This is a genomic window from Citrobacter sp. CRE-46 (genome assembly GCF_059615875.1).
The window spans coordinates 1,765,540-1,779,124 of record NZ_CM184341.1 but is presented as its reverse complement, the minus strand read 5'-3'; the positions used below and the strand labels follow the sequence as shown (position 1 = coordinate 1,779,124).

Annotated in this window: 8 protein-coding genes; 5 read left to right on the top strand and 3 right to left on the bottom strand. The window is 50.9% G+C overall.

Annotated features, from left to right (window positions below):
- Positions 1–57: 57 nt before the first annotated feature.
- Both apbE and AC534G_RS08295 read right to left on the bottom strand, forming a co-directional pair.
- Positions 58–1,110: an FAD:protein FMN transferase ApbE gene (gene apbE / locus AC534G_RS08300; RefSeq protein WP_069323411.1), complete on the bottom strand. Its 1,053-nt coding sequence runs from the start codon at positions 1,108–1,110 to the stop codon at positions 58–60.
- 115 nt (positions 1,111–1,225) lie between these two features.
- Positions 1,226–2,326 (bottom strand): porin OmpC, encoded by a 1,101-nt coding sequence (locus tag AC534G_RS08295; protein ID WP_038642212.1) that lies wholly within the window; start codon positions 2,324–2,326, stop codon positions 1,226–1,228.
- A 741-nt stretch (positions 2,327–3,067) separates the two neighbouring features.
- Between AC534G_RS08295 and rcsD the strand changes: the two genes are divergently transcribed.
- Both rcsD and rcsB read left to right on the top strand, forming a co-directional pair.
- Complete coding sequence (gene rcsD, locus AC534G_RS08290; protein ID WP_038642214.1) at positions 3,068–5,737, top strand: phosphotransferase RcsD; 2,670 nt, start codon at positions 3,068–3,070, stop codon at positions 5,735–5,737.
- Between the two features lie 16 nt (positions 5,738–5,753).
- Positions 5,754–6,404, top strand: a complete 651-nt coding sequence (rcsB, locus tag AC534G_RS08285) for a response regulator transcription factor RcsB (protein ID WP_003027592.1) — start codon at positions 5,754–5,756, stop codon at positions 6,402–6,404.
- Between the two features lie 87 nt (positions 6,405–6,491).
- On the opposite strand, the gene rcsC is transcribed toward rcsB, so the two are convergent.
- Positions 6,492–9,338, bottom strand: coding sequence for a two-component system sensor histidine kinase RcsC (gene rcsC / locus AC534G_RS08280; RefSeq protein ID WP_069323410.1), 2,847 nt, complete (start codon positions 9,336–9,338; stop codon positions 6,492–6,494).
- A gap of 168 nt (positions 9,339–9,506) precedes the next feature.
- Here rcsC and atoS point away from each other — a divergent pair, with 168 nt between their 5' ends.
- The 3 genes from atoS to atoD all read left to right on the top strand — a co-directional run bounded on the left by atoS (position 9,507) and on the right by atoD (position 13,584).
- Positions 9,507–11,345 carry a two-component system sensor histidine kinase AtoS gene (atoS, locus tag AC534G_RS08275; RefSeq protein WP_038643273.1) on the top strand — a complete coding sequence of 613 codons (1,839 nt, stop codon included), beginning with the start codon at positions 9,507–9,509 and terminating at the stop codon, positions 11,343–11,345.
- Entirely contained in the window at positions 11,342–12,727 is a 1,386-nt protein-coding gene (gene atoC, locus AC534G_RS08270; protein WP_110497366.1) for an acetoacetate metabolism transcriptional regulator AtoC, read from the top strand. The genes atoS and atoC overlap by 4 nt, the downstream gene beginning before the upstream one ends.
- Positions 12,728–12,924: 197 nt before the next feature.
- Positions 12,925–13,584: an acetate CoA-transferase subunit alpha gene (atoD, locus tag AC534G_RS08265; RefSeq protein ID WP_069323408.1), complete on the top strand. Its 660-nt coding sequence runs from the start codon at positions 12,925–12,927 to the stop codon at positions 13,582–13,584.
- Position 13,585: the final 1 nt, after the last annotated feature.

Sequence of the window (13,585 nt, the reverse complement as noted above, 5' to 3'; positions counted from 1 at the left end):
AGCGCTTAGCCTCAGTGTGTCCTGATAGCCAGGTATAAAAACCCGCAATCTTGCTTTTTAATTTTTTTCGCTGAGCAGAAAGCTTTTAAACTGCGGCGACATCCAGGTTTTAAACCCTTGCCCCTCTTTCATAATCATATACACCGCCAGCCCTTCACGACGCACCACCTCTTTAGCCTTTTCCGGGCCGAGCACCATCAAACCGGTATCCCAGCCGTCTGCCTCCAGCGCCGTAGGGGCTATCACCGTCACAGACACCAGATTGTGTTCGATCGGACGCCCTGTTTGCGGATCGATAACATGCGACAGGCGTTTACCGTCCAGCTCGTAATAGTTACGGTAGCTACCGGAGGTACTGATGCCGTGCCCGTTAATGTCGACAACCGCTTGCACCGCGTTTTCACGATCGGTGGGTTTCTGGATCGCCACCCGCCATGGATGGCCTTCCGCATTCATACCACGACTGTTTAGCGCACCGCCAACGGAAACCAGATAACGGGCGATCCCCTCTTGCTCCATCAGTCGCGCCAGATGATCGGCGGCATAACCTTCACCAACGGTAGACAGATCTACATACAGATCCGGCAAGTCTTTTTGCAGGTAATCCCGATGAGCCTCATTAATCACTTTCAAATGTGAAAGTCCGGTTTGCGCTTTTGCGGCGTCAATTTGCGCCTGAGTGGGAATGTGCACGGGTTGCTGATCCGGACCGAAACCCCACAGGTTGACCAACGGTCCCACGGTGATATCCATCGCCCCATCGGTTTTCGCGCCAATTCTCAGCGCCGACGTGACGATATCCGCCATAGCGTCATTGACCGGCCACGGCGACAAGCTTTTCGACAGATTAAAGCGCATCAGGGCAGAATCATTTTTATAGGTTGAAAGAAGCTGATCGTCAGCATCAAGCTGAGTCTGGATCTTCGCCTGCAACTCCCTGGCGCGTTTGGCATCCACGCCCACCGCGCTGACCCGCCAGAAAGTGCCCATCGTTTTACCTTCCAGAACGGTGGCGGATTGTGTGGCCTGAGCCGGTTTCGGGGCCTCATCGCACCCGACAAAAAAGATCGTCACAGCTATTAGCGCTGCGCGATAAAAATTCATTTCCATACGTAATTATCCTCATGCGAACGGGCGCAAGAGTACACCAAAAATCGTTGTTTGTACGGCGAAAAAATAGCATTAAAAAAGGCCCCGCAGGGCCTTTTAACAACATGAACGCAGATTAGAACTGGTAAACCAGGCCCAGTGCTACGATATCATCGGTAGAGATGCCAGCATCACGGGTGAACTGGTTGTCATCCAGCAGGTTGATTTTGTAATCAACATAGGTGGACATGTTTTTGTTGAAGTAGTAGGTTGCGCCAACATCAACATATTTCACGATGTCCTGGTCACCGTAACCATTGTTCAGGTCTTTACCTTTAGACTGCAGGTAAGCCACGGACGGACGCAGACCGAAGTCGAACTGGTACTGCGCAACAGCTTCGAAGTTCTGCGCTTTGTTAGCCCAGCCCAGGTTACCCGCACGCGTTGCGTTGTAGGTCTGGGTGTACTGTGCTGCCAGGTACACGTTGTTCGCGTCGTATTTCAGACCACCAGTGTAAGTTTCAGCACGATCGCCAGTACCGAAGTTCAGCTTGTTCTGCTCGTCAGTACGTTTAGAGCTGGTGACTGCAGTACCCAGGGAGAAACCTTCACCGATATCATAAGTGATAGATCCGCCAACGCCGTCGCCGTTCTGATTCAGTGCATCACGACCGTTGCCGGTCACCCCCGTCATACCTTCACCTTCCGGGCTACCGTTTTTACCCTGGTACTGAATGGCAAAGTTCAGGCCATCAACCAGACCGAAGAAGTCGGTGTTACGGTAGGTCGCGAAGCCGTTACCACGCTGCTGCATGAAGTTGTCAGAAGTGTAAGTGTCGCCGCCGAATTCCGGCAGAACGTCGGTCCAGGACGTTACGTCGTAAACCACGCCGTAGTTACGACCGTAGTCGAAAGAACCTGCATCAGCGAACTTCAGACCAGCAAACGCCACACGGGTCCAGGCGTTGTTTTCGTTTTCAGAGGAGTTACCCATGATCTGGTATTCCCACTGGCCATAACCGGTCAGTTGGTCGTTAACCTGGGTTTCGCCTTTGAAGCCGATACGCATATAGGTCTGATCGCCATCTTTAGTAGAGTCATCAGAGAAATAGTGCAGACCATCGACTTTACCGTACAGGTCTAATTTGTTGCCGTCTTTGTTGTAAATTTCAGCCGCATTTGCTGCGCCTGCTACCAGCAGAGCCGGTACCAGGAGGGACAGTACTTTAACTTTCATGTTATTAACCCTCTGTTATATGCCTTTATTGCTTTTTTATGCCACTGCTCACTGGCTAACCCTCATTAACCAGTCGGCAACTTCATTCTCCGCAAAAACACAGAATAATCCAACACGAATATGATACTAATACTTTAAAGATGTTTCATTTATCTATGTAGATGTTTCAAAATATTAACAAAAGGGAACTTTTTTTAATTAAGAAAATGGAGAGAATAAGCACAAATAGTCAAGAATCATTATAAAATATATATAAATCAATAAATTAAACAAATGACAACCATAGCACTGAATGATAAAAAAAAATCTTCACTCGCAACTAAAATAGACTCGCTATCATCATTAACTTTATTTATTACCGTCATTCATTCATGAATGTCTGTTTACCCCTATTTCAACCGAATGCTCTGCGTTCGGTTTTTTTTTACTCTTCTTTACACAAAGCTGACTGCTCTGTGCTACCGATGAAAAACTATCACGTCTATTAATCACCCCGTCACGTCGAGATCAGAAATAAACCTTATTATTAATTTCTTGTTATTTAATGCTAAATGTATACATTCACTACAAAATATTTGTACCCGTTATTATCCGCTGTACACCTTTGCACCATCAAGGGTTGCAGCAAAATGTGACGTAGACAATGCAAACTCTGTTGCATGGTCCAGGTATGGCAATTCATACATTACCCTTTATACTGCCCCTTCAACTTTCGCGTCGTTTAACAGGTCATAAACACGAATGAGTCAGTCTGACACAACGGCTTCTACCCGATTCTCTCTCCTACCGGGAAATATTACCCGTTACTTCTTATTACTGATCGTGGTGCTGTTGGTGATGATGGGCGTCATGGTCCAGAGCGCCGTCAATACCTGGCTAAAGGATAAGAGCTATCAGATTGTCGATATCACCCATGCCATTCATAAAAGGGTCGATACCTGGCGATACGTGACCTGGCAAATTTATGACAATATTGCCGCCACGCCGAGCTCGCCTGGCGCAGAAGGGCTGCAGGAAACTCGCCTGAAACAAGATGTCTACTATCTTGAAAAACCTCGCAGAAAAACCGAGGCGCTGATTTTCGGCTCACATGACAGCTCTACGCTGGAGATGACCCAACGAATCTCAACCTATCTGGATACGCTGTGGGGCGCGGAAAATATTCCATGGTCAATGTATTACCTTAATGGTCAGGACAATAGCCTGATCCTTATCTCAACATTGCCGCTAAAAGATCTGACTTCCGGCTTTAAGGAATCGACGATCGGTAATATTGTCGACTCCCGGCGCGCTGAAATGTTGCAGCAGGCCAATGCGCTGGATGAGCGCGAAAGCTTCTCGTCGTTGCGCCGTCTGGTCTGGCAAAACGGACATTACTTCACGCTGCGCACGACCTTTAATCAGCCGGGACATCTGGCAACGGTTGTCGCCTTTGACCTGCCGATTAATGACCTGATCCCTGCCGGCATGCCGCTGGACAGTTTCCATCTGGTCCCTGATGCCAGTTCAACGACTGAACACGTCAATGAAAAAGAGTCGCCTGACAGCGTCAGTATTAGCTTCAACAACAGTAAAATTGAGATCTCATCGGCGCTGGACACGACGGATATGCGGCTGGTCTGGCAGGTTCCATTTGGCTCATTGCTACTCGATACGCTGCAAAACATTCTGCTGCCGCTGTTACTGAACATCGCGTTGCTGGCCCTGGCGCTGTTTGGTTATACCACCTTTCGTCACCTCCCTGCCCGTTCAACCGAAGTGGCGCCAAATCATGCGGCAAATAATGAACTGCGGATCCTGCGTGCGATCAATGAAGAGATTGTTTCCCTGCTGCCGCTGGGATTGCTGGTGCACGATCAAGAAGCCAACCGCACGGTAATTAGCAATAAAATTGCCGACCACCTGCTGCCGCATTTAAATCTGCAAAATATTACCAGTATGGCGGAACAACATCAGGGCGTCATTCAGGCCACTATCAATAATGAACTGTATGAAATCAGGCTGTTTCGCAGCCAGATCTCATCGCGAACGCAGATCTTTATCATTCGTGACCAGGACCGTGAAGTACTGGTTAATAAGAAGTTGAAGCAAGCGCAGCGGCTGTATGAGAAAAACCAGCAGGCCCGCGCGGCCTTTATGCAGAATATTGGTAATGCGCTGAAGGACCCGGCTAAAACACTGGCTGCTAATGCCGCCGCGCTCAATACCCCCGACAGCCAAAAACTGGCCAATCAGGCCGACGTTCTGGTTCGCATGGTGGATGAAATCCAGTTGGCTAACTTGCTGGAAAGCGACGCCTGGAAAGGTGAATCGACGCTGTTTTCCGTGCAGGCGTTGATTGACGACGTGGTCCCGGAGGTGTTGCCGGCCATTAAGCGTAAAGGGCTGCAGCTACTGATTAAAAATCACCTTAGCGCTCATGACGAACGCCGTGGCGACCGCGATGCCCTGCGTCGTATTTTGCTGCTGCTGATTCAATATGCGGTAACCACCACGCAGATTGGTAAAATCACGCTGGAGGTCGATCAGGATGAATCGGAAGCTGAACGTCTGACCTTCCGCATTCTGGATACCGGGGAAGGCGTCACGCTACAGGAAGTTGATAACCTGCATTTCCCGTTCATTAATGACACACAAGGCGATCGTTATGGCAAAGCCAACCCGTTAACGTTTTGGCTGTGCGATCAGTTAGCCCGTAAGCTGGGTGGACACCTGAACATTAAAGCGCGGGAAGAGCTTGGAACACGTTATATAGTCCATGTTAAAATGCCACTGCACGATCAACATGCTGATAGTGAAGAGCGCCTGTTAGATGACGTCTGCGTGATGGTTGATGTGACCTCTAATGACGTACGGAGCATTGTATTACGTCAACTGGAAAACTGGGGGGCAACCTGCATCACGCCCGACGAACGGTTGAATAGTCAAGAATATGATCTCTTTTTAACAGATAATCCGTCTAATCTTACTGCCTCGGGCTTGCTTTTAAGCGATGATGAGTCTGGCGTACGGAAAATTGGCCCCGGTCAGCTGCGCGTCAACTTTAATATGAGCAATGCTATGCAGGAAGCTGTCCTCGAGCTGATAGAAGAGCAGTTGGCACAAGAAGAGCTCCAGGAGCTCCCCCTCGGCGGAGATGCAAACGCCGAACTTCATGCCAGCGGTTACTATGCACTCTTTGTAGACACAGTACCGGATGATGTTAAGAGGTTGTATACTGAGGCAGCAATCAGTGATTTCGCTGCGTTAGCCCAAACGGCTCATCGCCTGAAAGGCGTGTTTGCCATGCTTAATCTGGTACCCGGCAAGCAGTTATGTGAAGCGCTGGAACATCTTATTCAAGAGAAAGATGCTCCAGGTATAGAAAAATACATCAGCGACATTGACGCATACGTCAAGAGCTTGCTGTAGCAAGGTAGCCCAATACATGAACACTATGAACGTAATTATTGCCGATGACCACCCGATTGTACTGTTCGGTATTCGTAAGTCACTTGAACAGATCGAGTGGGTTAATGTTGTCGGCGAATTTGAAGACTCCACAGCACTGATCAACAATTTGCCTAAGTTAGATGCTCATGTGTTGATTACCGACCTCTCCATGCCGGGAGATAAATACGGTGATGGGATCACGTTAATAAAATACATCAAGCGCCATTTCCCGAGCCTGTCGATTATTGTGCTGACCATGAACAATAACCCGGCCATCCTGAGCGCGGTACTGGATCTCGATATTGAAGGGATTGTCCTGAAGCAAGGCGCGCCAACAGACCTGCCGAAAGCGCTGGCCGCGCTGCAAAAGGGGAAGAAATTTACTCCGGAAAGCGTTTCTCGGCTGCTGGAAAAAATCAGCGCCAGTGGCTATGGCGACAAACGCCTGTCACCGAAAGAGAGCGAAGTTCTGCGCCTGTTTGCCGAAGGTTTCCTGGTGACTGAAATTGCCAAAAAGCTCAACCGCAGTATTAAAACCATCAGCAGCCAGAAAAAATCGGCGATGATGAAACTCGGTGTGGAAAACGATATCGCGCTGTTGAATTACCTCTCTTCCGTGACGCTGAGTCCTTCAGATAAAGAGTAATTAACTGCCTGATGGCACTGCGTTTATCAGGCCTACGAACAGTTTGTTCCGTAGGCCTGGTAAGGCAAACCCCGCTATCCGGCATCTTTATCCCCGCGCCTTCCTCACTCTTTCCGCATAGACCGTCAGCGTTTGCTTCAATACATCTAATGTCACTGGCTTGGAAAGACAGCTATCCATACCGGATTCCAGACACCGCTGCTTCTCTTCAGCCAGCGCGTTTGCCGTCACGCCCACAACCGGCAACGTTAAACCTAACTGGCGGATGCGCTGAGTCAGGCGATAACCATCCATGTTTGGCATGTTGACGTCGCTCAGCACGATGTCGATATGGTTTTTACTCAGTACATTGAGGGCATCGACACCATCATTCGCCGTTTTACACTGATATCCCAACGATCCCAGTTGATCGGCCAGTAAACGCCGGTTGATAGGATGATCGTCGACCACCAGTATCATCATGTCATCGTTGGTAGCGCCGACTTTATCCGGAGCGGGTAGCGCCGTCGAGAGTTCTTCACTCCCCAGATCAACGCTGTAAATATGCGCCAGCAGCGCGGGCAGTTCGTGCGGTGACGCCACGCTGTGCACCCACTCCCCTGGCCCCCTTTCCAACGGAATCCCAATATGGCGGCGGCAGAAAATCACCGCGGCACGTCCTTGCCACGCCTGTTCCAGCACATCGTCGGCAACCAACAAGTCATCAGCATCCGGGCGCTGCCCCTCATAACGCAGCACCGTCACCCCGTTACGCATCAGACTGGATTCGACAAAGCGATACAGCGATGCGTTGCGCACCGCCAGCCAGCAACGGGTGCCAGCCAGTCCTTCTACGCCTTTTTTCTGCGGATACTGGGCGCCATAAAGAGGAATACGGAGCGTAAACTGGCTGCCCATTCCCGGTTCTGAATCAACGGAAATGTCGCCATCCATCATGCTGATCAGTTTTTCACAGATAGCCAAACCGAGCCCGGTTCCCTGGAAATTACGCTGTACGCCAGTGCCCACCTGGAAGAAAGGATCGAACAAACGGACCACTTCTTTGGCGGGGATACCCACCCCGGTATCACGCACACGGATACTGAGGTAATCACCGTCACACTGCACATGCAGCACAATGCAGCCGGTATCGGTAAACTTGATCGCGTTACTCAGCAAATTGGAGATCACCTGCTGTAAACGCATAGGATCGCCATTCAACGCGACGGGCACATCCGGGTCGATAAAACAGTACAATCCCAACTGCTTACGCACCACCAGCGGCAGATAGTTTGCCGTAATATGGCTCATCACTTCACGCGGTGAGAACTCGCGCGGTTCAATCTTCAACTGTTCAGATTCAATTTTCGAGAAATCGAGAATATCGCTGATAATTTTCAACAGCAGGCTGGAAGAGTTATTCATCGCCGTCACCAGGCGATCCACCCCGTTGGGTAACTCTTTGGTTTGCAACAAATCGAGGTTACCGATAATGCCATACAGCGGCGTACGCAGCTCATGGCTCACTGTCGCAAGGAACATCGATTTGGACTGACTCGCCTGTTCCGCCGCCTGGGCCATCTCCTGCAACGACTCTTCCATTTTAACGCGCGCACTGACGTCAACCAGGACGCAAATTGCCACGTTTTCATTGCGATAGCGCGAATGCACAAAGCTGATTTGCAGATTGGTATTGTTACTGGTCAGCACATCGACAAAATTAACCTGCTGGCCGCAGATGATTTGCGTTAACCGTTGCCGGTCTTCGTGCGTCAGCATGTTCAGATAGGTATGCGCCAGTTCATTACTCAGGATGTTAATGCCATCCAGCGTGCGCAAAATACAAATTCCCACCGGCGCGGAAGCCACGATTTTACGGTTAAATTGCTCGTGTTCCTCCAGGCGCTGAGCATCGCTTTCCGCAGGAATAAAAATACGCCGCTCATACATACGCGTAAGCATAAACAATGCCGCGCCGACCAGCACATTCAGCAGAATAGCGTTCAGGATCATCATGCGGATCCGCTCCAGCACCAGATCAACCGGAACAGAGTACACAATGCTCAGCGATGACGGCGGGAGATTTTTCTTCAGCACCAGATCGCGAAAACCCGGCGTATAGCCAAACCAGGAACGCTCCTGCATCCAGCGTGGTTCAGCCTTAATATTCCCCTCAGGGCCGGTGAGCGAAATCAGCGCATGACCATTTTCATCGAGAATGGTCACCCCCATCGGCAAACTGCCCGGCGTGAAGAAGTTCTCCATGCGAATAGGTTGTTCCACGCCCAGCAGCGCCTGCAGACGGTTGGCAAGATAAACCGGCGTCAGCGCATAGAAATAGCCCACTCCAGGACGCGGCCCCTGGCTAATCCAGAACAGGTTATTACCGTTTTCATCCTGCGGCGCATTGCGATACTTAATAATGCGCTCATGCAGCGCTTTCAGGGCCTGGTCACGTTCGACGGGCATCTCACGCAGACCAAAGTTCGCCATACAGAGATTATCGCTGCCGATCAGGAATACGCGATTCAAATCATAGGCAGCAGAAAAATTGTCGCGCCAGTAGCGCATAAACCACGCCAGCGACTCCAGAGAACCTCGCCAGGCGTTGCCCATCACCGAACAGTCGGAGTCGGCAAACAGCGGCTCAAAATTAGGTACGACGGTTTTGTCATCCCGCGCCCGCAGCGACATCACGCCGTTTTCCGCCGTTAAGCGATTCTCGGCAATATATTTCAGCTCTTTAATAACATCCGATGTGCGCTGGATATAACGCTGGGCCTGATCGGAGCTGAGGTTAAGTTCCTGATGGATCTCAGACTCTCTCTGGTGCAGCGCGTTCACAATGTAGAACACAGAAGCAAAAGCGATCAGACACCAGATCAGGAGCGCCAACGCTCTGAACAGGTAGCGTGAGACTTTTAGGGTTGAATGAACGGAAGCAAGGTATTTCAAAGGGGCGAAGCTCCGCCTCAGGGCATTAATAGAGTGTGGTTAAGGTAGCGGTAAATGTCCGGCGTCGCAATGCCCTCTCTTTACGGGAATATGATACACCGCTCTGAAACCGTTGTCTTAACCCGTGATAATCGTCGTTTGCCTGAAACACACTGCACGGATGTCAGAATGCGCGACCTGAGATGGCTGGCTCGTCGGTTATATCCACGACGATTACGCAACCAAATGATCATGATGGCCATTCTGATGGTCATCATTCCGACGATATCCATAGGTTATATCGTAGAAACTGAAGGCCGTTCAGCAGTCTTATCTGAAAAAGAGAAAAAACTGTCATCAGTCATAGCGCTGCTAAACGATGCGCTGGGCGACAGCTTTAACGACTACGATAACCTGCCGCGCGAAGAGCGCATTCGGGCGCTTAATCATGAGTTAGCTCCCGTTACCGAGCGAATTACCCGGGCGTTTCCCGGCGTTGGCGCAGGGTATTACCACAAAGCGCTGGATGCCATTATCACCTACGCGCCCTCTGCGCTGTATCAGAGCAATGTAGGTATCACTATCACCGACGATCATCCGGGACGCGAAGTAATGAGTAGCAATGCGCCAGTGGTCTATTCAGGGCGACAGGTTCGTGGCGACATACTCAACTCCATGATCCCAATAGAGCGCCAGGGAGAGGTTATTGGGTATATCTGGGCCAATGAACTAACCCAAGATATTCGCCAGCAGGCCTGGAGAATGGACGTCAGGATAATTGCCGTACTGGTTACCGGGCTCATCTTTAGCCTGCTGTTGATCGTGCATTTTTCACGCCGACTCAGTGCGAATATCGACATTATCACTGATGGACTCTCAACGCTGGCACAAAAAACGCCCGCCCGACTGCCTGAACTCCCCGGCGAGTTGGGACAAATCAGCCGTAGCGTTAATGCGCTGGCGCAAACGCTACGGGACACCAAAACCCTCAACGATCTGATTATTGAAAATGCCGCAGATGGTGTGATCGCCATCGACAGACAAGGTGACGTCACCACCATGAACCCGGCGGCAGAGCAGATAACGGGCTACTCGCTGCATGAGTTGGTGGGGCAGTCTTATGCGACGCTGTTTGCCAACACGCAGTTTCATAGCCCGGTACTGGATACTCTCGAGCACGGTACTGAGCACGTGGCTCAGGAGATTAGCTTTCCGGGACGTGAACGCACCATTGAGATAAGTGTTACCACCAGCCGGATCCATAACGCACACGGCGAACTGATTGGCGCGCTGGTTATTTTCTCCGATTTAACCGCCCGGAAAGAGACCCAGCGTCGGTTGGCGCAAACCGAAAGGCTCGCCACTCTGGGTGAACTGATGGCCGGGGTCGCGCATGAAGTGAGAAACCCGCTGACCGCAATCCGTGGCTACGTCCAGATCATCCGCCAGCAAACCTCCCTGCCGGAACATCAGGAGTATTTATCTGTTGTGCTTAACGAAATTGATTCCATCAATAAAGTTATTCAACAGCTGTTAGATTTTTCACGTCCGCGACAAAGCCAGTGGCAGCAGATTCAGCTCAATGCGTTGATTGAAGAGACGCTAATCCTGGTGCAAACCGCCGGCCTTCAGGCACGGATTGGTTTTACCACGGAACTAGATCCCAGCCTGCCGCCGATCGTCGCCGATCGCGAACTCCTCAAGCAGGTGATCCTCAACATTTTAATCAATGCAGTACAGGCGATCGCTGCGCGAGGCGAAATTCGCATTCGCACCTGGCAATACTCGGCCTCACAACAGGCCGTGATGATTGAAGATAATGGCAATGGTATCGATCTCGCCATTCAGAAGAAAATATTCGATCCCTTTTTTACAACGAAAGCGTCAGGCACGGGTCTTGGACTGGCGCTGAGCCAGCGCATCATCAATGCGCATCAGGGGGATATCCACGTAACCAGCCAGCCTGGCTGTGGGGCGATATTTACCCTGATTTTACCTCTTAACCCGCTGGGAAATCCGTCAGAATGAAAACGACATACCGTATTCTCATCGTTGATGATGAAGAAAATGTTCGCCGTATGCTTGCCACCGCATTTTCCCTGCAAGGGCATGAAACGCATTGCGCCAGCGACGGGAAAGCCGCGCTGAGCCTGTTTAGCGAAACGCAGCCTGACGTCGTGCTGATGGATATTCGTATGCCGGAGATGGACGGCATCGACGCGCTGAAAGTGATGCGCGCCCAGCAACCACGCATCCCCGTCATTCTGATGACCGCGTATGCCGAAGTCGAAACCGCCGTAGAAGCGCTACGTAGCGGCGCATTTGATTACGTGATTAAGCCCTTTGATCTCGACGAGCTTAGCATGGTGATTCAACGCGCATTGCAACTGCAGGAGATGAAACAGGAAATCCGCAATCTACACAAAGCGTTGAGCACCAGCTGGCAGTGGGGGCATATTCTGACCAACAGTCCGCGTATGATGGATATCTGTAAAGACACGGCGAAAATCGCCCTCTCACAGGCCAATGTTCTGATAAGCGGTGAAAGCGGCACAGGAAAAGAGCTGATCGCCCGCGCCATTCACTACAACAGCAAACGCGCCAATGGCCCATTTATCAAAGTTAACTGCGCGGCTCTGCCAGAATCGCTGCTGGAAAGCGAGCTATTTGGTCACGAAAAAGGCGCTTTTACCGGGGCGCAGACGTTGCGTCAGGGGTTGTTCGAGCGCGCTCATCAGGGAACGCTGTTGCTTGATGAAATTGGTGAGATGCCGCTGGTGTTACAAGCCAAACTGCTGCGTATTTTGCAGGAGAGAGAGTTTGAACGCATCGGCGGGCACCAGACCATTCGCGTTGATATTCGTATCGTCGCCGCCACCAACCGCTGCCTGCAAACCATGGTGAAGGAAGGAACGTTTCGCGAAGACCTGTTTTACCGGCTCAACGTTATCCATTTAACTTTGCCTCCCTTACGCGAGCGTCGTGAAGACATTGCCTTACTCGCCAACCACTTTTTACAAAAATTCAGCGCTGAAAATCAGCGCGATATTATCGAGATCGACCCGACGGCAATGTCGATGCTAACCGCCTGGTCCTGGCCGGGTAACATTCGTGAACTGTCAAACGTCATCGAACGTGCCGTCATTATGAATACTGGCGCGATAATTTTTGCCGACGATCTCCCCGACGCTTTCCGCAACCCGGTGAGCGCCACGACAGAGACAAAACCGACTCACTCCGGGGAGCGCAATCTGAAAGAAGAGATTAAGCGTGAGGAAAAACGCATTATCCTCGAAGTCCTCGACAGTCAGGACGGCAACCGCACCCGCACGGCCTTGATGCTGGGGATTAGCCGACGCGCCCTGATGTATAAATTACAAGAGTACGGCATCGACCCTTCGGGTTCCTGATACGCAAATTTGCTATGCAGAATTTTGCACACTGCGCAAAATTCTGCATAGCCCCTCGCTTTCCCTCTCCGTTAGAAATATAGAAATACATTAATAAATTCAAACAATTAAAATTAATACGTTTTTTAAAGCATCCTGGCATTCTGCTTGCACTTCCCTGAGCGTACCCAAAATGGAGTATGCAAAAGGGAAACATAATGAAAACAAAACTGATTACCTTACAAGACGCTACAGGCTTCTTTCGTGACGGCATGACCATCATGGTCGGTGGTTTTATGGGGGTTGGCACACCGCCTCGCCTGGTTGAAGCCCTGCTGGAATCCGGCGTCAGAGATCTGACGCTGATTGCTAACGATACTGCATTTGTCGATACCGGTATCGGGCCACTGATCGTCAATGGACGGGTGAGCAAAGTCATTGCCTCGCACATTGGCACCAACCCGGAAACCGGTCGTCGCATGATTGCCGGCGAGATGGACGTACAGTTGGTTCCGCAAGGTACCCTGATCGAGCAAATTCGCTGCGGCGGCGCGGGTCTTGGTGGTTTTCTGACGCCTACCGGCGTTGGCACCATCGTGGAAGATGGTAAGCAGACCATCACGCTCGAGGGCAAAACCTGGCTTCTTGAACGCCCATTGCGCGCCGATTTAGCGCTTATTCGCGCCCATCGCTCTGACATGCTTGGCAACCTCACCTACCAGCTCAGCGCCAGAAACTTTAACCCTCTGATTGCTCTCGCCGCTGACATCACGCTGGTTGAACCGGATGAAATGGTTGAAACAGGCGAGCTGCAGCCTGACCAGATTGTTACCCCCGGCGCCGTTATCGACCATATCGTCATTCCACAGGAGAGCTAAT

What these genes read in the sequence shown, in the direction of transcription:
- atoC (WP_110497366.1), top strand. Translation starts at nt 11,342, where the DNA reads ATGAAAACGACATACCGTATTCTCATCGTTGATGATGAAGAAAATGTT.
- atoS (WP_038643273.1), top strand. Translation starts at nt 9,507, where the DNA reads ATGCGCGACCTGAGATGGCTGGCTCGTCGGTTATATCCACGACGATTA.
- rcsD (WP_038642214.1), top strand. Translation starts at nt 3,068, where the DNA reads ATGAGTCAGTCTGACACAACGGCTTCTACCCGATTCTCTCTCCTACCG.
- atoD (WP_069323408.1), top strand. Translation starts at nt 12,925, where the DNA reads ATGAAAACAAAACTGATTACCTTACAAGACGCTACAGGCTTCTTTCGT.
- rcsB (WP_003027592.1), top strand. Translation starts at nt 5,754, where the DNA reads ATGAACACTATGAACGTAATTATTGCCGATGACCACCCGATTGTACTG.
- apbE (WP_069323411.1), bottom strand. Translation starts at nt 1,110, where the DNA reads ATGGAAATGAATTTTTATCGCGCAGCGCTAATAGCTGTGACGATCTTT.
- AC534G_RS08295 (WP_038642212.1), bottom strand. Translation starts at nt 2,326, where the DNA reads ATGAAAGTTAAAGTACTGTCCCTCCTGGTACCGGCTCTGCTGGTAGCA.